Origin of the sequence: Shewanella sp. AS1 (genome assembly GCF_021412565.1) — a bacterium.
Taxonomy (GTDB): Bacteria; Pseudomonadota; Gammaproteobacteria; order Enterobacterales; family Shewanellaceae; genus Shewanella.
Genome location: NZ_JAKCLJ010000014.1, coordinates 53,503 through 72,892, shown reverse-complemented (window position 1 = coordinate 72,892; position 19,390 = coordinate 53,503). Strand labels below are relative to the sequence as shown.

At 49.5% G+C, this 19,390-nt stretch carries 18 protein-coding genes; 11 read left to right on the top strand and 7 right to left on the bottom strand.

What is annotated here, in order from left to right; translation table 11 throughout:
* Positions 1-2: 2 nt before the first annotated feature.
* From glpE to LZP69_RS14865, 4 genes are all read right to left on the bottom strand, one after another.
* Positions 3-314 carry a thiosulfate sulfurtransferase GlpE gene (gene glpE / locus LZP69_RS14880; protein ID WP_234201506.1) on the bottom strand — a complete coding sequence of 104 codons (312 nt, stop codon included), beginning with the start codon at positions 312-314 and terminating at the stop codon, positions 3-5.
* An 80-nt stretch (positions 315-394) separates the two neighbouring features.
* Positions 395-1,420 carry an L-threonine 3-dehydrogenase gene (gene tdh / locus LZP69_RS14875; protein ID WP_234201505.1) on the bottom strand — a complete coding sequence of 342 codons (1,026 nt, stop codon included), beginning with the start codon at positions 1,418-1,420 and terminating at the stop codon, positions 395-397.
* Positions 1,421-1,429: 9 nt separating this feature from the next.
* Positions 1,430-2,623 carry a glycine C-acetyltransferase gene (locus tag LZP69_RS14870; protein WP_234201504.1) on the bottom strand — a complete coding sequence of 398 codons (1,194 nt, stop codon included), beginning with the start codon at positions 2,621-2,623 and terminating at the stop codon, positions 1,430-1,432.
* Between the two features lie 368 nt (positions 2,624-2,991).
* Entirely contained in the window at positions 2,992-3,648 is a 657-nt protein-coding gene (locus LZP69_RS14865) for a TetR/AcrR family transcriptional regulator (protein ID WP_234201503.1), read from the bottom strand.
* Positions 3,649-3,935: 287 nt separating this feature from the next.
* On the opposite strand from LZP69_RS14865, the gene waaA reads away from it, so the two are divergent.
* A complete protein-coding gene (gene waaA, locus LZP69_RS14860; RefSeq protein ID WP_234201502.1) occupies positions 3,936-5,201 on the top strand; it encodes a lipid IV(A) 3-deoxy-D-manno-octulosonic acid transferase in 1,266 nt (421 codons plus the stop codon).
* Positions 5,202-5,214: 13 nt separating this feature from the next.
* Here waaA and LZP69_RS14855 read toward each other — a convergent pair whose 3' ends face one another.
* On the bottom strand, positions 5,215-5,937 hold the full coding sequence (locus LZP69_RS14855; protein WP_234201523.1) for a 3-deoxy-D-manno-octulosonic acid kinase: 723 nt from the start codon (positions 5,935-5,937) through the stop codon (positions 5,215-5,217).
* Positions 5,938-6,260: 323 nt separating this feature from the next.
* Here LZP69_RS14855 and LZP69_RS14850 point away from each other — a divergent pair, with 323 nt between their 5' ends.
* The 4 genes from LZP69_RS14850 to LZP69_RS14835 all read left to right on the top strand — a co-directional run bounded on the left by LZP69_RS14850 (position 6,261) and on the right by LZP69_RS14835 (position 10,845).
* Positions 6,261-7,295 carry a glycosyltransferase family 9 protein gene (locus LZP69_RS14850; protein ID WP_234201501.1) on the top strand — a complete coding sequence of 345 codons (1,035 nt, stop codon included), beginning with the start codon at positions 6,261-6,263 and terminating at the stop codon, positions 7,293-7,295.
* Between the two features lie 182 nt (positions 7,296-7,477).
* Positions 7,478-8,557: a hypothetical protein gene (locus LZP69_RS14845; protein ID WP_234201500.1), complete on the top strand. Its 1,080-nt coding sequence runs from the start codon at positions 7,478-7,480 to the stop codon at positions 8,555-8,557.
* 115 nt (positions 8,558-8,672) lie between these two features.
* A complete protein-coding gene (locus LZP69_RS14840; protein WP_234201499.1) occupies positions 8,673-9,749 on the top strand; it encodes a glycosyltransferase family 9 protein in 1,077 nt (358 codons plus the stop codon).
* On the top strand, positions 9,739-10,845 hold the full coding sequence (locus tag LZP69_RS14835) for a glycosyltransferase (RefSeq protein WP_234201498.1): 1,107 nt from the start codon (positions 9,739-9,741) through the stop codon (positions 10,843-10,845). The genes LZP69_RS14840 and LZP69_RS14835 overlap by 11 nt, the downstream gene beginning before the upstream one ends.
* Positions 10,846-10,918: 73 nt before the next feature.
* Here the strand turns inward: LZP69_RS14835 and LZP69_RS14830 are convergent, their stop codons facing one another.
* Entirely contained in the window at positions 10,919-11,983 is a 1,065-nt protein-coding gene (locus LZP69_RS14830; protein WP_234201497.1) for a CDP-glycerol glycerophosphotransferase family protein, read from the bottom strand.
* A 193-nt stretch (positions 11,984-12,176) separates the two neighbouring features.
* Here LZP69_RS14830 and LZP69_RS14825 point away from each other — a divergent pair, with 193 nt between their 5' ends.
* From LZP69_RS14825 to LZP69_RS14800, 6 genes are all read left to right on the top strand, one after another.
* Entirely contained in the window at positions 12,177-13,040 is an 864-nt protein-coding gene (locus LZP69_RS14825) for an adenylyltransferase/cytidyltransferase family protein (protein ID WP_234201496.1), read from the top strand.
* A gap of 201 nt (positions 13,041-13,241) precedes the next feature.
* Positions 13,242-13,718: a pantetheine-phosphate adenylyltransferase gene (coaD, locus tag LZP69_RS14820; RefSeq protein ID WP_234201495.1), complete on the top strand. Its 477-nt coding sequence runs from the start codon at positions 13,242-13,244 to the stop codon at positions 13,716-13,718.
* 7 nt (positions 13,719-13,725) lie between these two features.
* On the top strand, positions 13,726-15,249 hold the full coding sequence (locus tag LZP69_RS14815) for a capsule assembly Wzi family protein (RefSeq protein WP_234201494.1): 1,524 nt from the start codon (positions 13,726-13,728) through the stop codon (positions 15,247-15,249).
* 132 nt (positions 15,250-15,381) lie between these two features.
* A complete protein-coding gene (locus tag LZP69_RS14810) occupies positions 15,382-16,110 on the top strand; it encodes a glycosyltransferase family 2 protein (protein WP_234201493.1) in 729 nt (242 codons plus the stop codon).
* On the top strand, positions 16,103-16,777 hold the full coding sequence (locus LZP69_RS14805; protein WP_234201492.1) for a TVP38/TMEM64 family protein: 675 nt from the start codon (positions 16,103-16,105) through the stop codon (positions 16,775-16,777). Before LZP69_RS14810 ends, LZP69_RS14805 begins: the two co-directional genes overlap by 8 nt.
* 9 nt (positions 16,778-16,786) lie before the next feature.
* Positions 16,787-18,511 carry an ArnT family glycosyltransferase gene (locus LZP69_RS14800; protein WP_234201491.1) on the top strand — a complete coding sequence of 575 codons (1,725 nt, stop codon included), beginning with the start codon at positions 16,787-16,789 and terminating at the stop codon, positions 18,509-18,511.
* Between the two features lie 63 nt (positions 18,512-18,574).
* Here the strand turns inward: LZP69_RS14800 and mutM are convergent, their stop codons facing one another.
* Complete coding sequence (gene mutM, locus LZP69_RS14795) at positions 18,575-19,390, bottom strand: bifunctional DNA-formamidopyrimidine glycosylase/DNA-(apurinic or apyrimidinic site) lyase (protein ID WP_234201490.1); 816 nt, start codon at positions 19,388-19,390, stop codon at positions 18,575-18,577.

Here is a 19,390-nt window from a genome sequence, read left to right as displayed (position 1 = left end):
ATTTATACCGGATTGACCAGCTGCCAGGCTGAAAACCCACCATCCAGGCTAAAAACATGATCGAAGCCCTGCTCATGCAGATACTGGGCTGCGTTTTGACTGCTGATACCGTGATAACAGACCACAACCAGAGGCTGATCCATGTCGGCCTCGCTGATATAAGTCGCCAGATTGTCGTTGGTGAGGTTGGTTGAACTGGGTATATGTGCCGCCGCGAAGCTGGCACTGTCACGGATATCGACGATTTGCAGCGCTTGCCCTTCATCTTGCATCTGAATGAGCTGGCTTACATTAAGGTGTTGATAGGCTGACATAGTGAACCTGTAAAAGCTGAGTAATTAGAGATAAGTGTGCAACATGGGGCCGTGATAGTACAGCCCCATGAACTTTGGGATTAATCCCAGCTGAGGATCACTTTACCCGACTGTCCAGAGCGCATGGCATCGAAGCCCGCCTGGAACTCATCGACAGGATAGTGATGGGTGATGATAGGCGAAATATCCAGACCAGATTGGATCAGGCTTGCCATCTTGTACCAGGTTTCAAACATCTCACGGCCATAGATGCCTTTGATGATTAAGCCTTTGAAGATCACCTTGCTCCAGTCGATAGCCATCTCACCGCCGGGAATGCCCAGCATGGCAATTTTGCCGCCGTGATTCATAGTATCCAGCATAGAGTGGAATGCGACAGGCACGCCTGACATCTCAAGACCCACATCGAAGCCTTCGGTCATGCCCAGTTCCTGCATCACATCTTCAAGATTCTCTTTAGCGACGTTAACGGCACGTGTCGCGCCCATCTTCTTCGCCAGATCCAGTCGGTATTCGTTCACGTCTGTGATCACCACGTGACGCGCGCCTACATGGCGACAGACCGCCGCGGCCATGATGCCGATTGGACCAGCACCTGTGATCAGCACATCTTCACCGACCAGGTCGAAAGAGAGTGCTGTGTGCACTGCGTTACCGAAGGGATCGAAAATCGAAGCCAGTTCATCAGAGATATCATCTGGGATCTTAAAGGCGTTAAATGCTGGGATCACCAGATATTCGGCAAAAGAGCCTTCGCGATTCACCCCAACACCTGAGGTGTTGCGGCACAGGTGGGTGCGACCGGCGCGGCAGTTACGGCAGTGGCCACAGGTAATATGACCTTCGCCGGATACGCGATCACCTATATTGAATCCGCGTACTTCCTGGCCGATGCCAACCACTTCGCCCACATATTCGTGACCGACAACCATAGGCACGGGAATGGTTTTTTGTGACCATTCATCCCAGTTGTAGATATGCACATCGGTACCACAGATGGCGGTTTTACGGATCTTAATCAGCAGATCGTTATGGCCAAGCTCGGGCTTAGGCGCATCAACCATCCAGATGCCTTCTTCAGGCTTTAATTTACTTAATGCTTTCATTTTTAAATCCTAAATAATCGCCATCTCTTTAGCGATACGAGTAAAGGCATCGATTGCACGATCTAACTGTTCACGGGTATGAGCTGCAGACATCTGAGTGCGGATGCGAGCCTGACCTTTAGGTACCACAGGGAAAGAGAAACCAATGACATAGATATTTTCTGCCAGCAGACGGTTAGCAAAATCGCTGGCCAGCTTGGCATCGCCAATCATGACTGGGATGATGGCGTGATCGGCGCCGCCTAAGGTGAAACCGGCGGCGGTCATCTTCTCACGGAAGTAACGGCTGTTTTCCCATACCGCTTCCCTCAGTGCCTGACCCGATTTGAGCATCTCCAGCACACGGATAGAGGCTGTGACAATTGAAGGGGCCAAAGAGTTAGAGAACAGATAAGGACGTGAGCGCTGACGTAACCAGTCGATCACCTCTTTCTTGCCAGAAGTGAAGCCTCCCGATGCGCCGCCCAGCGCCTTACCTAGTGTACCTGTGATGATGTCTACTCTGTCTAATACATCGCAGTATTCATGGGTACCACGACCGTTCTGGCCCACAAATCCAACGGCGTGAGAGTCATCTACCATCACCAAGGCGCCATATTTGTCGGCAAGATCGCACACACCTTTGAGGTTGGCTATGACGCCATCCATAGAAAATACGCCGTCGGTGGCGATAAGAATATGACGGGCGCCCGCAGCTTGTGCCGCCTGCAGTTGAGCTTCTAGATCCGCCATATCGTTATTGGCATAGCGGAAACGCTTCGCCTTACAAAGACGCACACCGTCGATAATCGAAGCATGGTTTAGGGCATCTGACACGATAGCGTCTTCCGGACCTAACAGGGTTTCGAACAGACCCGCGTTGGCATCGAAGCAGGAGGAGTAGAGTATGGTGTCTTCCATGCCTAAAAATTCACTCAGGCTGGATTCCAGTTGTTTATGGATATCTTGGGTGCCGCAGATAAAACGCACAGAGGCCATACCAAAGCCGTGATCGCTTAGTCCCTGTTGGGCTGCGGAAATCAGCTCTGGATGGTTAGCCAGTCCCAGGTAGTTGTTAGCACAGAAGTTGACAACCTGAGCGCCGTTGACTTGGATTTCGGTTTGTTGAGGAGAGACAATTACACGCTCGCTCTTGTAGAGGCCTTCTGCCTTAACTTCAGCAAGCTGTTGATTTATCTGATCGTAGAATGAGGTCTTTGCCACCGGGTGTCTCCTTCTTAAATATGATTTTGTTTATCATCTACTCGATGCTGAAAACGGCTCAATTGAGGCATGGCTTATTTCAGTTTTCACAGCTTGATAGTGGTGATTATAGGTGCTGTGCGAATGAGTAAGTTTAGCCTAATTGTATTTATGTTTGCCGTCGTCTGGCTCGTGCTTCTGTTAGATGTTTATTATGACGATTGGATTACCGAATGGGCGAATTCTAACCTTAAATAGGCTTGGCGCCACCTCTTTTTTATTGCTATTAACTAAGATAGTGCTAGAGCAAATTTCCCATAATAAAAATTAATCTGAAATGTAAAATATTTGTTCAGAAATGATGGCCTGTCGCTGCGCCATTTTGATGGTTACTGACTCGTTTGCTGTTCGCTCTGAGCCAAGTCCTGATAGTGCTGCTCGATACGGGTAAATGTTGGTTTGGCGGCATCACTGGCATAGGCTTTAAAAATCATTAACATACGTAACACTCCCTGATACAGGGTGTTCTTGGTGATCTGCGCTGTCTTTGAGTGGGTCAAACAGTGACTTATCCAGAAGCAGGCGATCATTCTGATGGTGTCGGCCAGAGGGACTATCTCGCTGTCATCGAGCACTAAGATGCCATCCTGTTTCAGCTGGCGCAAAATATCGCAAGCTCGTTGCAGTACATGTTCATGTATCTGTTTGTAATGGCTGTTAAGCTGCTCATCGCGATTGAGTATGATGACCAGATTGGTGTACATGAAACGAAATTGCCACATGGTATAAAACAGAGAGTCGAAATAGCCGATTAACAGATCGATATCGACTCTTTTCCCCTCATAGGGCTGAAAGCCTGACTCGAGATGCTCTTCATACAAGGTGAAAATCGAGCGGATAATGTCTTCTTTGTTGCGGAAGTGGTAATAGAGATTACCAGGGCTGATCCCCAGATGAGAGGCGATGTGGTTGGTCGTAATGCTTCTTTCACCGTGCTCGTTAAAGAGTTCTAAACTGGCATGTACAATTTTATCGCGGGTTTTCATCTGGATCCTAAATCGGTCATAAACAAGAGGACGCGTTTATTATAGTTGATGCTCGCGCCTAGCATGACTAAGCCTGTCTGAACAAAAGCGAGGCAAGAAAACAGCTTGCTCTGGACTTAATGTTTTAGACATAGTGTTCTGGGCTTTAGCCGACTAGCAAGTTAAACAGCCCCACCTTAAATGTCAATCAATCTGCAGCCAATTGGCCGTCATGGTGTGTTTATGTGGACTTGGCATGCTAAAATTATCTTTTTTAAGCAAAATTATTTTAGCCAAGTCACTATTTTATGAATCGTACTCTCTATTCGGCTCTGCTGTATCTGCTGCTTCCCCTGCTACTGCTCTATTTAACTTTTCGGGCATTGAAGAGTGCCGATTACCGTCACCGCTGGGGTGAACGTTTTGGTCTAACCGCGCTTAAACAGACAGATTTACTGATCCACTCGGTATCCATGGGGGAAACTCTGGCGGCTATTCCTCTGATAAAACAGCTGATGGCGCAATATCCCAAACTGAGTATTACTGTGACCACTACAAGTCCCACTGGCTCTGCCGAGGTGGTGAAGGCCTTGGGTGATACAGTTCAGCATTGCTATCTGCCTTTCGATTTACCTTGGAGCATTAAGCGCTTTCTTAAGCAGATTCAGCCAAGGCACTGCATCATAATGGAGACTGAGCTTTGGCCTAATCTTGTGCATCAAGCCAAAAAGCATGGAGTGCAGCTGATGTTGGCCAATGCCAGGCTGTCGGAAAAATCGGCTCAGCAGTATAGCAAGTGGCCCAAATTAACCACGCCTATGCTGAGATCCTTAGACGGGATCGCGGCGCAATCCGCCCAGGCCGCCGAGCGGTTTATCGCCTTGGGTGTTGCGCCTGAAAAGGTGCAGGTGTGCGGTAGTCTGAAGTTCGATTTGACCATTGACCAGACCCATATAGATAAAGCCATGGCGCTGCGCAGCGATTGGCAAAGGAAGGAGATACCTGTATGGGTGGCGGGGAGCGTGCATCCCGGCGAGTTTGAGGCCATTATTGCCGCCCACCAGAATCTGTTGATCCGTTATCCTGAAGCCTTGCTGGTGATGGTGCCAAGGCACCCAGAACAGTTTGAGCTGGCGGCCAGTCGCATCAAGGCGGCAGGGTTAAGCCTAGCAAGGCGAAGCCGAAAGGAACAGGTTGATTTATCTACCCAGGTGATGCTGGGGGACACAATGGGCGAGTTGCTCAGCTTCTATGGTGCGGCGGATCAGGCCTTTGTCGGCGGTAGTCTGATAGTGCATGGCGGCCACAATCCGCTGGAGCCTGCGGCGCTTGGTTTGCCTGTCTATATGGGCCCCAACTACAGGGATTTTGCCGAGATTGCTCAAATGTTGCGTGATGCAGGTGCCCTAGCGTTGGTGAGCTCTGCCGATGATCTCTCTTTTCATCTGACAGAGAAATTTGATGATAAGGCAGCCTACCTGGTGGCTCGAGAGGCGGGGCTGAAAGTGGTTGAAGCCAACCGAGGCGCCCTCACTAAGCAGTTGGCTATGGCCTGCCGGATAATCGAGGTATAACTTGGCCTTGCATCTATAGCGAGCCGTAACCTGTCAGCAGTTGTTGCCAGTTCTGCTCGGTAAAATGCAGACTGGGCAATTTGCCTTTCTCTTTGTTGAAGGAGCGTAGCAGGCGATCCAGATTGGCCTGTTGCCACTTTTTCGCCGGGGGACGAATGGCGCCGCGATCGAAATCGATCAGGGTAAAGGTGTCATCACAGATCAGGATGTTTTTGATGTTCAGATCGGCGTGATAGACCCCACGCTGGTGGAATGTGGCAATTAAGGCTCCCAGTTTTTGCCACAGGCTGTCGCTCATAGGCGAGTCCGATAGCTGGGCAAGTAGATCCTGTGCACCTTGGATCCGCTCGATAATGATATCACCACGATAGTGTATGCCGCTGCGCTGAACCTGGGCCGCAATTGGCTTAGGCACTGCAAACCCTTCGCTATGGAGCAAGGCTAAGAGTTTGAGTTCGGTGATGGCGCGGGTGCGATGCAGGCCTGTGTAGAGATAGGCGTCGCGGCTGAACTTTTCCATGAGCCCGCCACGATAATAGTGGCGCAACACCCATTGAGTTTGGGTATGGACTATAGGAGCCGGTTTGATAAACCAGGTGGTATAACGTCCGGTAGAAGAACCGCTGATGTTGCCCAGATCCTGCCAATAATCGAAGGTAAACCAGTCGGGGGTGATAGGCTTTACTTCAGGTTGGCAGTAGGCAATATGGCCTGTTTCTGTGGCTTTAATCTGCATAAATTGTCGGTTCAGTTGATGGTGCAAGAAGTTTTGGCTCATTGTACTGCATTTTCAGTGTGTGCCGAAAAGTTTAGCTTTCTATTAAAGCATTTGAATCACACTGCTGATATTCGTTAGCTCAGCATGCCAACTTAACTTTGTTTATTTGGCTAGCTTTGCGGAAAAGGTTTGCGGCAAAGCTTTACGGGAAAAATGGCGATTTGAGTCATTGTCAGGGATATTTTATGGCTGAATGCCGCCGAAACATGGAACCTATACCTATTCTACATTAAACTCGGGTCGGAGCACCCTGACCCTTAATCCGAGCGATCTTAAATTTTATGAGTTTAAATCTGCAATCATCTAATTCTTTATGTTTATTACGTTTATCTGCAATTGGTGATGTTTGCCATGCGGTGGCCATGGTGCAGGCCATTCAGCGCCAATATCCCCATTTAACCATCACCTGGGTGATAGGTAAGGTCGAGTATCAGCTGTTAAAACATCTGCCAGGGATCGATTTCGTTATTTTCGATAAATCCCTCGGTTGGCGCAGCTATCGGGAGCTCAAAAAAGCCCTAGCCGGGCAAAAATTCGATATCCTGCTGCATATGCAGGTGGCACTGAGGGCAAGCCTAGCGTCCTTGATGATATCGGCGAAAAAACGTATCGGTTTCGACCGTGCCCGAGCCAAAGAGGGACAGTGGCTGGTGACCAACCATAAGGTTGAGCCGCTGGCGACCCCCCATGTGCTGGAGGGGTTTATGGGCTTTGCCAAGGCCATTGGGGTGGTGGATTTTACTCCTAGCTGGCATATTCCCGTGCCTGATTCCGACAGTGAATTTGCCCGCCAGATTACCCCAGATGGGCAGAAAACCTTAGTGATCTGCGCGGCTGCGAGTAAGGCTGAGCGCAACTGGTTGCCCGAGCGTTATGCTCAAGTTGCCGATCATGCCTTTGAATCGGGTTATCGTGTGTTGCTGTGTGGCGGGCCGGCGCAACTGGAGCGGGATCTTGCCCAGGATATTCAGCGAGCGGCCAAGCATGAGTTTGAGGATTGGGTCGGTAAGACCTCCTTGACGCAACTTTTGGCGGTATTGAAGCGGGCCAGTATTGTCATCGCTCCTGATACGGGACCCGCCCATATGGCAGTGACCCAAGGGACGCCTGTCATAGGTCTCTATGCCCATTCTAATCCCGGACGAACCGGCCCTTATACCTGCCTGGATTATGTGGTCAGTGTCTATGATGAGGCGATAGCCCGTCAGCGTAGTGGCGATATTCCCTGGGGGACTCGGGCTAAGGGGGAAAATTTGATGGCCATGATAGAAGTTGAGCCTGTGATAGCTCAGTTCGATCGCTTAGCTAGACACTAAGTTCATAATCAGAGCCTAGAGTAAGAGCCCCGAACCTGAGTGCTCAACACAATCTTGCATGAGTGATAAACTTTATTCGCTAACTGCAGTGCTGTTGCAAGGGCAGTAGTTTAAGCCAAGTTAGCCAGTGATTAAGATAAATTTGATAATGGCCCCATAGCAGGGCTGTAGGAATAGATTTGATGTCAGCCGCGCCAACATTTTTGTTTATCCCTGTCTCTACTCAAAAAGGCATTGGGGAGTATATACGCTCGACCATTATTGCCCATGAGATAAAACGCTGTTGGCCTGATGCACGTATCGAATTTGTGCTGAATCGTCATGTTCCCTATGCCGATAGCTGTGAGTTTCCGGTGCATTTTGTCGAGACCTCACCAACTAAGCATGTCAAAGAAGTGAATAGGCTAGTATCACAAGTCAAACCTGATGTGGTGATATTCGATGCATCGGGTCGCAAGGCGCAGATGGAACATGCTCGCCGTCTAGGTGCCAAGGTGGTGTTCATCAGTCAGCATAAGCGTAAGCGGGCTCGGGGGATGAGGATAGGGCGCGCCTTAGTGACCGACAGTCATTGGGTGGTGCAGCCTAAGTTTGCCATCGGTGATATTTCGCTTTGGGAAAAGCTCAAGCTGAAGTTGTTTAATTGCAAGCTGCCCATTTTTACCGGTGCACTGTTTCCTCGTCCCGATAAAGCCATACAGCAGGCATTATTCGATAAATTCCAGATACAGGCTCAAGAGTACCTGATTTATAGCGCCGGCTCTGGAGGGCATAGGGATGGTGATGAGCTGGTTGTCGATCGCTTTGCTAAAGCCGCCCAGGAACATTCTGCCAAATCAGGTATTGTGAGTGTGATGGTGTTTGGCCCCAATTATCCCAAGCCTTTGCCGAAATTGGAGGGAGTTATCGCGATCAAGCAGCTAAGCAGTTTCGAGTTCATCAATCTGCTCGCTGGGGCAAAAGCGGCTATTCTTGCCGGGGGCGGCACCTTGCTCCAGGCCATCGCCTTACAGGTGCCTATTTTGGCTGTGCCTGTCTCTAAGGATCAGCCCAGACGCATTAAGCACTGCGTCGCACGTGGTTTAGCCTTAACGTGTGAGGCGGATGCTTCGGCAATGCTGGCTGAAATTGATGGTCTGTTACAGCCTCAGGTGTCGGCGCAGTTACGGGACAATATGGTGAAAGAGCAGGCCCAGCACGGGCTGGATATCTGTATGGCTGAAATTACCCGGCTATTGAGTGAGCGGGCAGCCAAGGGGTGAATTCGTAGTGGATTATCATAATGAGTTTATAACGAGTCATTATTTTACGTTGAGTGATTAAGAGTTTAGAAATGTTTAACAATTGCCTAGTGAGTAGGCATTAGGGAACCCTTCGATGTCGATGGCGCCAAAAATTTTGTTTGTACCCGTATCAGATATAAAGGGGATCGGAGAGTATATGCGCTCTGTGATCCTTGCCAATGGGATTCTGGCGCAATGGCCAGATGCCCAAATCGAGTTTGTGCTCAACCGTCATGCATCATATATCGCTGACTGCCCTTTTCCATCTCATCAAACTCCCGATAATCCGACTCTGTGTACTGTTGAGGTCAATCAAGTCATCTCGCAATTTAAGCCCGATCTGGTGATTTTTGATGCCTCAGGTCGAAAGGCTCAGCTCAAACATGCGCATAACTGCGGGGCGAAAGTGGTCTTCATCAGTCAACATAGGCGCAAGCGTGCGCGAGGCATGAAAATAGGCCGGGCACGGGTCACCGACTGTCATTGGGTCGTGCAGCCAGAGTATGTGATGGGTGATATCAGCGGTTTTGAGAGATGGAAGCTTAAGCTGTTTGATTGCAGGCCGCCTGTTTTTACTGGTGCCATATTCCCTCATCCTACGCAATCGATGCAACAGGCTCTGCTGCACCGATATCAGCTTCAGCCGCAGGAATATCTGCTTTACAGTGCCGGGTCTGGAGGTCATAGAAGAGGGAATGCGCTGGCAGCGGATCGTTTTGCACAGGCGGCGCAGCGCTACTATCAAGCTTCTGGCGTGAAGAGTGTGATGGTCTTTGGGCCTAATTACCCTAATCCTCTGCCCGAGTTAGAGGGGATAATTGCGATTAACCAGTTAAGCAGCTTTGAGTTTATCAATTTACTGGCTTGCGCCAGAGCTGCCGTGCTCAGTGGCGGCGATACCTTGTTGCAAGCGATAGCATTAAAAATTCCCACGTTGGCAGTTGCCGTGTCTAAAGATCAGCCTAACCGGATTAAGCACTGTGCTCAGCGCGGGTTAGTGCTTTCCTGTGAGCAGGATGCCAGCGCCATAGTGGAGCAGCTTGATCTGCTCTTGCAGCAAGAGGTGTTAGCACGACTAAAAGACAAGATGAATGGTGAGCCACAGTCTAATGGTATGGATATCTGTTTGGCCGAGATTAGTTCATTATTAGGAGAGAGCTTTGCAAACTAAACGTATCGGACTGGCTATCGACAGCCTTGCGGGTGGCGGCGCGGAAAAGATAGTGTTAACGCTAGCCTTTGAGCTAAAAAAACAGGGTCATGAGCCTCATCTGTTGATCCTGCGGCCCAACTGCGATTATGCCGTGCCAGAACATATTCCAGTGCATTTTTGCTTTGAAAAGGGAGTGCGCAATATTGATCGTCTGTGGCGTCTGTCCCAATCAGTTAAACAGGTGCGCCACTGGATAGATACCATAGAGGCTGAGTGTGGTCGTTTTGATCTCATCTTGTCGAATCTGGATAAGAGTAACCTGCTGCTCACCCGTGCCGGAGTCGGGCCGTTGTATATCGTGGTACACAATGCCATGGAGGAGGAGCTTAAGCGAGAGCGTAAACTCGGGCCGCTGTCTTATTTGAGAAAGCTAAGGGCTAAGAAGGCGCTCAATGGCCAACACCTGATCACTGTCTCTAAGGGAATAGAGCAGGAGATTATCGAGCGTGGCCGCATTCTGCCCAAATCGATACAGACCATCTATAACCCTTTCGATTTTGATGGGATAAGATCGCGTGCCCAGCAGGTAAACCCAGCCATTCCCCAGGGGGATTATCTAATCCATGTCGGTCGGGTTGCCAAACAGAAGCGCCACGATATTCTGTTTAAGGCACTGCTCCAAATGGAGCATAAGCTGCCTTTAGTCTTGCTGTGTAATAATCCGAAAAAGGCCAAGAAACTGGCGCGAAAATATGGGGTTGAGGATCGCATCATCTGCCCGGGATTTCAGGAAAACCCCTTCCCCTGGATTAAACAGGCCAAGCTCTTGGTGCTGAGCTCTGACTACGAAGGTTTGCCTACTGTGCTTATCGAGTCGCTTATTTGTGGCACCCCAGTGGTGAGTACACTTTGTCCTCACGGGCCCAGTGAAATTTTAACCGAGGAACTTATCGATTATCTGGTGCCAAGGCGCGATGTGATTGCGCTGGCCGCTAAACTCGATGAGGCGCTAGAGCATTATCCCCAAGTGGGACACTGTGAGATTTTCGATCATATCGCAGTGGATAAAACCGTGCGTAATTACCTTGCATTGTGCGATGAAACTCAAGCTTAGATGAAATGGATAACTAGATAGTAAAAGGCGCCTCAACTGGGCGCCTTTTTCATGTATTAGCTTAATGTTTTTCTTAATGGGTTTCGAGATAATCGACGATCCGCTCCGACGCCTTACCATCGTTAGGGCCAACATGATCCGTCGTGTATTGCAGGCGCTGTGCATGGTACTGCTCTGGGTGAGCTAGCTGCTGCGTAACACACTCTCTCAATGCCTTGTAATCATTGATATGGGCGCCGATATCGCTGTAGAGCACATTGTCTTTGCCAAAACGTTTATGGAAGCGATATTTGAAGATGCCGCGATAGCTCCACTTTAACTTGAAGAAGTTACACACGATCACCGGCCTATCCAGTGCGGCAAACTCAAACAGGGTGCTCGAGGCTTCACTGATGAGGATATCCGCATTTTGCATGAAGGGTAGCAGAGAGAGTTCATTATTGCCGGCAACGTAGACATTGTCGAAATCTGCCCAGCGAGCCAGTTTGGCACGTTGTTTGGTGTATTGATCCCGTGTCAGCGTGATGGAGTGCGCCTTAATCAGGATATTGTATTCGGGAAACCCTTGGGGCCAGTTATCGGGAAAACATTCCAGCGAGCTTGGATTAAAGGTCGGCGCATAGAGCAGGGTAGGCTTGTTGGGGTCGAGCCCTAATTTCACAAAATCCAGTCCTGGCTCTTCGCCATTGATGATGGGGTCCAGCTTTGAAAAACCTACCTGGACGAAATTATCATTGGGATAGAGATGTTTAATCTTCTCTAGTCTCAGGCTGCCTTCGATAAAACGCACCGTCATAGGCGTGCTGGATTTATGGTAATAGCTGGGTTTAGGGCCTATGCCATGACCGAGTTGTGCCGTTTTCGAGTATTGGTGCACCTCATCGAGATAATCAAACTTATTACCAAAGAAGACCCAGTCCGGCTTATTTTTTTGATACAGATCGGCAGCTGCTTTTTCATCCTTGACCCAGATTACTTCTTCATCGAATTGGCTAAGGATCTCGTTACAGGAGTCAACATCATTTTTACTCGAATAACCAACCAGTTGGATCTTATGCCCCCTTTCTTTTAATTGCTTAATAATTGGGCTGTATTGAGGGAGATAATAGATATTCAGTAGATCGAAAGCGATTAACATAGGACTCTCTTGGTCGATTTATGATTTTATTGGACGCAAGAATTATAGAGTAGCTTAAATCGGCATCGCAAACCTTTACTCACTAAACTATCAGTAAAGCAGATGAGTTTAATTACAAGCCACAAGTGAACACATGGACGCTTCTGGGTGAATAGCGTAAAATAATGAGTAGAATTTATAAGAGTTTATATCTATGCCTCACGCGACATTAAGAAAGTTTGGATACCCTGAAAGCCTGATCAAATCCTATCAATATTGGCACTTGTTGCTCAGACCTGGCCAGCCGACGCTGGGCGCCATGATCCTAATCTGTAAGGAAAGCGTGCATCATTATTCGCAGATTTCTGAAGCGGCCGCCGATGAGCAAAAACAGATTATTGCTGATATAGAGAAGGTGTTATCGCATCGGTTTGAATACAGCAAAATCAACTACTTGATGTTGATGATGGTAGACCCAGCTGTGCATTTTCATGTGATCCCACGTTATGAATTTCCCGTGGAATTTTGTGATAAGGAGTTCAGCGACAGCCAATGGCCTAAGCCTCCGAGCTTAGGGGATGATCTCGCGCTTGAGCCTATCTATCGTGATGAGCTGTTGAAAACCCTCAAGAGTGATTTTAGCGCTGTGATTTTAGCACCGCAGTCAGGGGGCGCAAACAAGCCCTTCGGACGCATGTACACTTCAGGTTGTTTCGATATTTTTCATCAGGGTCACCTTAATATATTAAAAAAAACCAAAGAGTTATGTGATTATTTGATAGTGGGTGTCTCTACCGATGAGTTGATCATTCAATCTAAGGGGCGGCCACCCATTATTCCATTCGAGGAACGGATCTCTATTCTGGAGGCAAACCGCTATGTGGATGAGGTGATCCCTCAGGTAGATAAGAATAAACAGGCTGTGGTCGATCAATACAAGATTGACGCTATCTCTGTGGGCTCTGACTGGAAAGGCAAGTACCCGCCAGTCACTTGTGAGATGGTCTATTTTGATTACACGCCTAATGTAAGCTCAACAGTGCTGAAGCAAAAGCTCAACTTAACACCTAAAAATTAACCTTAGGGTCTACAAATACCGGGGCCGTGTTTGAGGCATGTTAACACGGACTGAAACACAGTATACTCGGTACTTTACCTAAGCTTTTGATGCTTAGGTGGTTTGGTATCTCGATTTTTGAAAATCCGTTGTCGAGATTGGCTATCAGTTATTAGACTCTTCAACCTGGCCGATTAAGACGAATAAGACAAGGAGGCAGCGGTGCATACCCGAGCAATTTATCCCGGTACATTCGATCCTATTACCAATGGCCATGCGGATCTGATCGAGCGCGCAGCTAAGCTGTTTCAGCAGGTGGTGATAGGGATTGCCGCCAACCCTTCTAAGCAACCCAAGTTTTCACTGGCCGAGCGAGTCGAACTGGTGCAATTGGTGACAGCGCATCTGGATAATGTCAAAGTCGTGGGTTTTAAAGGTTTGCTGGTGGATTTTGCCAAAGAGCAGCAGGCCAGTGTGCTGGTTCGTGGCTTGCGGGCCGTGTCTGATTTCGAGTATGAGTTTCAATTGGCCAACATGAATCGGCGTTTAAGTGCCGATCTGGAAAGTGTCTTTTTGACCCCAGCCGAAGAGAACTCCTTTATCTCTTCAACCTTAGTGAAAGAGGTCGCCTTGCATGGCGGAGATGTGAGCCAGTTTGTCCATCCACTCGTGGCTAAGGCGCTACAGCAGCAGGATTAAGTTGTTGATGAAAAAAATAAAAACACTGTTAATTTCGCTTTTCACCCTGGTGAGCGCTATTTTTTCCTGTTCGGCTCAGTTGCAGGCGGCGCCCTGGGTCGATGTATCCGATATTTACTTGCGTGCCGATATGCAGGCGCTGGCCGATGCTGGAGTGATCACTGTTCCTATCAATACTTATCCCTTGATGTGGTCGGGCATAGGGGGCGATCTGAGTCGGGTCGAGCCCTCGACATTGAGTCCGGCCATCGCCAAGGCATTTGCCAGGGTGAATTTCTATTATCAGAATGCCATTACCAATAGAGGCAACACCAGTGTTAAGGTGGCCGCGGCCTCTGATGCGGCTCGTTTCCAACACTTTGGCTCGGATTATCGTGAGAAGGGTGAGTTGAAAGTTTCCCATGAATATATGGGGTCGCGCTTTGCCTTTAAGGCGGCGCTGTCGGCGAACTCTGATCCTATGGATGAGAAAGAATTTCGTTTCGATGATTCCTATCTCGCCTTGGTTGTGGGCAACTGGATCATGACAGTTGGCGCTATCGAGCAGTGGTGGGGCCCAGGTTTCGATACGGGATTAATTAAGAGCAATAATGCTCGCCCCGCACCCTCCTTGATGATCAGCCGCAATAATTCCGCAGCATTTGAGACGCCTTGGCTTTCCTGGATAGGTCCCTGGACACTGACATCGGGTATTACTTGGCTGAATGATGAGCGAGCCGTTGAAGATGCCCTTTTATGGAATGTGCGTGGCAGTATCAGACCCATAAGACAGGTCGAGTTTGGCCTCTCTTGGACCACTATGTTCTGCGGTGAAGGGCAAGAGTGTGGTCTTTCCAGTTTATGGGATGCGCTCGCGGGCAAGAGCGTTTGTCCCGATGGCAGTACCAACTGTGATCCTGCGTTAAAGTCGGCTCTCGGCAACCAGATGGCGGGCTTCGATATCCGTTATGGCGACACCTGGTTTGATATTCCTATTGGTCTTTATCTTGAGCGCACCTGTGAAGACTCTAAAGGCCCTATGCCTTGGGAGCTAGCCGATTGTGCCAACTTATTTGGTGTCGATACCCGGATCAATTTCGATAGTCAGCAATATAAGCTGTTTTTTGAATATTCAAATACGCTGGTATTCTGCGGCGCAGATCCTAATGTGTTTAATTGCTTCTATGAGCACAACCCCAATGGGGGCACCATCTATGAGAGCGGCTCACGTTACTATGGCCGCAGCTACGGCAGTACCTATGATAGTGATGCCAAGGTCTATGTCTTAGGTGTGGTAGGCCAGTTTGTTAATAGCCGAGGCTTTACCTCATTATTACGCTATGCTCAGTTGAATAACGATGGTGCTAACCGAGGTGGTCTCTGGGCGCCTCAGCCATTGAAAGAAGATCTGTTGATGCTGGAACTCAGTTACCGTATGCCCATCTGGTTAGGCATGATGAGTGTCGGTGGCACAATCTCGCAATCTGAATTTGAAGTGGCTGAAAAAGATACCAACGGCAGTGTGTTTGCCACCTATGAGTATCGTTTCTAGTGTATCTAGCGCTTTACGGTAGAGGAGATCTTGTTTGCAGAGACAAATGTTATCTCTGTGTTAAGTGGTTGATTGTGATGCTAGTATAAGTCGACATTTGGTCAGCCGATTTAAGTTATCTGGAGCGTTAATTTGATTTCAGTCGTCATTCCCGGCAAAGATGAAGTGGGCAATATAGGCCCGTTAATGAAAGAGATCTGCCAATCATTACAAGGACTTACCGAGTTCGAAATTGTAGTTGTCGATGATGGCAGCGAGGATGATACCTTTGGTGAAGTGATTCGAACGGCCAAGGAGACCCAGTGTGTCGCCAGAGCCATTCGTCATGAAACCAGTACTGGGCAAAGTACGGCAATTGTCACTGGTGTTAAGCATGCGGCGGGTCAATATATAGTGACCTTGGATGCGGATGGGCAGAACGATCCTGCCGATATTCCGGCCATGTTGGCTCAGTTGCCACAAATTAGTGCCGAGCATTTCTGCATTGCCGGTTATCGTAAAAATCGTAAAGACACCGCCTGGAAACGCTTCCAATCCCGTTTCGCCAACAAGGTGCGTGATGCACTCTTGCATGACGGTGTGCCCGATACAGGCTGCGGTCTTAAACTATTCCCCCGGGATACCTTTCTGAGTTTGCCCTACTTCGATCATATGCACAGATATATCCCTGCCTTAGTGCGCCGCATGGGAGGGGAAGTCTATATTTCAGTGGTGAATCACAGAGATCGCCAAGAGGGGGTTTCTAAATATACCGCCTGGAATCGAGTATGGGTGGGGATAGTCGATATTCTTGGGGTGATGTGGCTTAACCGCCGCGCCAAAATCGCTAAGGTTGCTAAGCAAGAAACCACCCATGGCTAAGAGAAAGCGTGTCTATAAAACCCTGGTGATTGTCAGTTTATTATTGCTCTTGACCTTTGCCACCCATCAAGGCCTGTTTGAACATGTTACTGACAGCAACTGGGTTGCTCAGATGGTTGACGAACATGGCATCATGGCGGTATGGGGGTTATTGCTTGTTGGGGCTCTGTTCACTGCTGTAGGGGGCCCAAGGCAGGTCATCGCCTTTGTGTTTGGTTTTGCCTTGGGTGGCGTGGTCGGTGGTTTGTTGTCAACGGTGGCAGCGATAATCGGTTGTATTTTCTCTTTTTATTTTGCAAGACTGACCTTCCGCTCGACGCTGCAACGCCGCTTCAGCAAAAAACTCTATAAGTTTGAATTGCTGATCATCGAAAAAACCTGGTTAAAAGTCTTACTCATCCGCCTGTTGCCCGTTGGCAGTAATCTGCTGACGAATCTATTTGCCGGAGCGACCCATGTGCCTGCAAGGGGCTTTATTTTGGGCAGCTTTGTCGGCTATTTGCCGCAAATGTTTATCTTTAGTTTCGCCGGCGCAGGTGTCGGTCTGTCGGATCATACACAATTAATGGTCAGTATCGGCTTGTTTATTCTCTCCAGTGCTATAGGCGCATATCTCTACCGCTCGCGGCTGCGTAAGCAGGTCGAGGAGATAGAAGAAGAGGAATAGGGACTTAAAATGGAATCTTTAGCTCGTCGTTTCAATAGTGATGATTACTATCAGGTATTGTCGGTTCTCCTCTTGATCGCGGGACTTATGCTGCTGGTGGGGATAGGTTTTCGCGCTCCCTGGCCGGCTGATGAGCCACGTTTTGTCGAGGTCGCCAGAGAGATGGTTGCGACCGGACAGTGGCTGTTTCCCACTCGTGGTGGCGAATATTACCCCGATAAGCCTCCGGTATTTATGTGGTCCATCGCCCTGTTTTACCAGATCACCGGCGATCTGAAACTGGCGTTTCTGTTACCCAATGCCCTGTGCGGGATATTAACCCTCTTTCTTGTGTTCGATCTTGGCGCCCGGCTTTGGAATGTGCGCATCGGACGTAATGCGGCGTTGCTCTTGCTGCTGGTGCCTCAGTTCCTGATGCAGGCCAAAAATGCCCAGATCGATGCTATGGTGATGTGCTGGATCACTGTGGGATGTTACGGCCTGATCCGCCACTTTATGCTCGGCCCTCACTGGCGCTGGTATTTTACCGCCTGGGGCTTTATGGGACTGGGGATCATCACTAAAGGCGTTGGCTTCTTGCCGCTGCTGATGATCTTGCCCATTGCCTTTTATGCCTTTAAAGAGCGAAGTCGTTTTCAGGGACGTTTGACCTGGCGCTGCCTGGCTGGGCCTATCGTCATGTTAGCGGTGATCGCCTGCTGGTTGGTGCCTATGGTGTTGACGGTGCAATCTCAGGCGACGCCTGACTTAATTGCCTACCAGAACAATATTCTGTTTAAGCAGACGGGCGAGCGTTATGTGAATGCCTGGCATCATATTAAGCCCTGGTATTTCTTTGTCTTTAGCGTGATCCCTTGGATGTGGTTCCCTATCTCTTTGCTGCTGGTGGCTTACTGGAAGAGGTGGGTCGAGAAGGTTAAAGCCGATCCCACTATCGCCATTCTTCTCATCTGGGTTGCGCTTGTGGTGCTGTTTTTCAGTATCAGCCCGGGTAAGCGCAACGTCTATATCCTGCCTGCCTTGCCTATGCTGGCGCTGGCCAGTTCGGCGATTCTGACGGGTGTTTCGCCTAAGGCATGGTTTGAAAAGTTTGTCAGTGGCCTGTTGTGGTTCCTGGGCGCTGTGGTGCTGACAGTTGGCATACTTGCGTTTATGCACCACTCGGCAGTGGTTAAAGCGCTGGCGGATTATACCGATGACTTAACCCATATCGGCTATCTGTTTATTCTGCTTGGGGTGAGCTGGCTGGGATTACTCTGGTGGTTCAGGACGCGATTTGTCCTGATCAAGATGGGCATTATCTCGGCGCTGGGCTGGATACTTGTCAGCACCTGGGGTTATAGCCTGCTTAATGAGATGCGCACGCCAAGAGCTCTGATGCAGCATACCGCCGAGGTGATAGGCGAGGATGCCGAGCTGGGACTGATTAAATTTAAGGAGCAGTTTATCCTGTTCTCGCCTGTGAGTATCACTCATTTCAGTTACTTAAGTCCGGTCGAAGAGCAGGAACGCAACGCCTGGCAGTGGATGCAGCAGCAAGGCAATCGTTATTTACTTGTCCCAGATAAAATTGAGCTGAGCTGTTTCGATATGGCTGCTGGCACCAGCATGGGGGTTGCTCATCGTGAAAACTGGATCTTACTCTCAGCCGATCAGATGATGCCGAGCTGCGCCGAGCCCAAGCGGGTGCAGCAATACTTTACCGACCACCCAGGCCGCTGGTTGAAAGAGTGATGTCATTAAGCGAATAAAAAATGCCTGCTAGATAGCAGGCATTTTTATGAGTGTATCGCCCACTCATTTGGGCTGGCACAGAGAGCAGAACACAGTCGCTCGCTGTCCCAGTTTTATCTCGCTCAGCAGGTGACCGCACTGGGTACAGCTCTGGCCACCGCGGCCATACACATGCAGCTTCTGAGCGAAATAGCCGGGTTTACCCTCGGCATTGGTAAAGTCTTTCAGCGTGGTGCCGCCCTGTTTGATGGCGTTACTGAGGATCTGTTTCACCTCTGTGACCAGAATCATCAGCCGCTCGGCATCGACTCTGCCCGCCTCGGTTTGTGGATGAATACCCGCGGCAAACAGGGCTTCGTTAGCATAGATATTGCCCACTCCCACCACGATATGATTGTCCATCAGACACAACTTTATCGCCTTCTTCTTGCCTGAGAGCGCCTTGGCAAGATAGCCGACATTAAATGCCGCCAATAGGGGCTCTGGGCCCAGTTTGGATAGCAGCGGGTGCGCCATTTCCGGCAGTTCACACCAGAGCCAGGCGCCAAAACGGCGCGGATCGTTAAAGCGCAGTATCTTGCCGCTTGCCAGCTCAAGGTCGATATGGTCGTGTTTTTCAGCCGGCGTCTGTTTTGGCAGGATGCGCAGGCTGCCGGACATGCCCAGATGGACGATTGTGGTGCCGGCATCGGTATCAATCAGCAGGTATTTAGCTCTGCGGCGCACGCTGCGGATGCGCTGCCCCACAATTTGCTGGGCTATCTCAGGCACAGGCCAGCGCAGGGAGGGATTGCGAACCGTCAGGCCAATAACGTCCTGGTCGATAAGGTGAGGGGATATTCCCTGACGGGTGACTTCGACTTCGGGCAATTCGGGCAT

Excerpts from the sequence above, each read along its gene's own strand:
- tdh (WP_234201505.1), bottom strand. The coding sequence starts at position 1,420 with ATGAAAGCATTAAGTAAATTAAAGCCTGAAGAAGGCATCTGGATGGTT.
- LZP69_RS14800 (WP_234201491.1), top strand. The coding sequence starts at position 16,787 with ATGGAATCTTTAGCTCGTCGTTTCAATAGTGATGATTACTATCAGGTA.
- LZP69_RS14830 (WP_234201497.1), bottom strand. The coding sequence starts at position 11,983 with ATGTTAATCGCTTTCGATCTACTGAATATCTATTATCTCCCTCAATAC.
- LZP69_RS14845 (WP_234201500.1), top strand. The coding sequence starts at position 7,478 with ATGTCAGCCGCGCCAACATTTTTGTTTATCCCTGTCTCTACTCAAAAA.
- LZP69_RS14805 (WP_234201492.1), top strand. The coding sequence starts at position 16,103 with ATGGCTAAGAGAAAGCGTGTCTATAAAACCCTGGTGATTGTCAGTTTA.
- LZP69_RS14825 (WP_234201496.1), top strand. The coding sequence starts at position 12,177 with ATGCCTCACGCGACATTAAGAAAGTTTGGATACCCTGAAAGCCTGATC.
- LZP69_RS14815 (WP_234201494.1), top strand. The coding sequence starts at position 13,726 with ATGAAAAAAATAAAAACACTGTTAATTTCGCTTTTCACCCTGGTGAGC.
- waaA (WP_234201502.1), top strand. The coding sequence starts at position 3,936 with ATGAATCGTACTCTCTATTCGGCTCTGCTGTATCTGCTGCTTCCCCTG.
- mutM (WP_234201490.1), bottom strand. The coding sequence starts at position 19,390 with ATGCCCGAATTGCCCGAAGTCGAAGTCACCCGTCAGGGAATATCCCCT.
- glpE (WP_234201506.1), bottom strand. The coding sequence starts at position 314 with ATGTCAGCCTATCAACACCTTAATGTAAGCCAGCTCATTCAGATGCAA.
- LZP69_RS14855 (WP_234201523.1), bottom strand. The coding sequence starts at position 5,937 with ATGCAGATTAAAGCCACAGAAACAGGCCATATTGCCTACTGCCAACCT.
- LZP69_RS14865 (WP_234201503.1), bottom strand. The coding sequence starts at position 3,648 with ATGAAAACCCGCGATAAAATTGTACATGCCAGTTTAGAACTCTTTAAC.
- LZP69_RS14850 (WP_234201501.1), top strand. The coding sequence starts at position 6,261 with ATGAGTTTAAATCTGCAATCATCTAATTCTTTATGTTTATTACGTTTA.
- LZP69_RS14840 (WP_234201499.1), top strand. The coding sequence starts at position 8,673 with ATGTCGATGGCGCCAAAAATTTTGTTTGTACCCGTATCAGATATAAAG.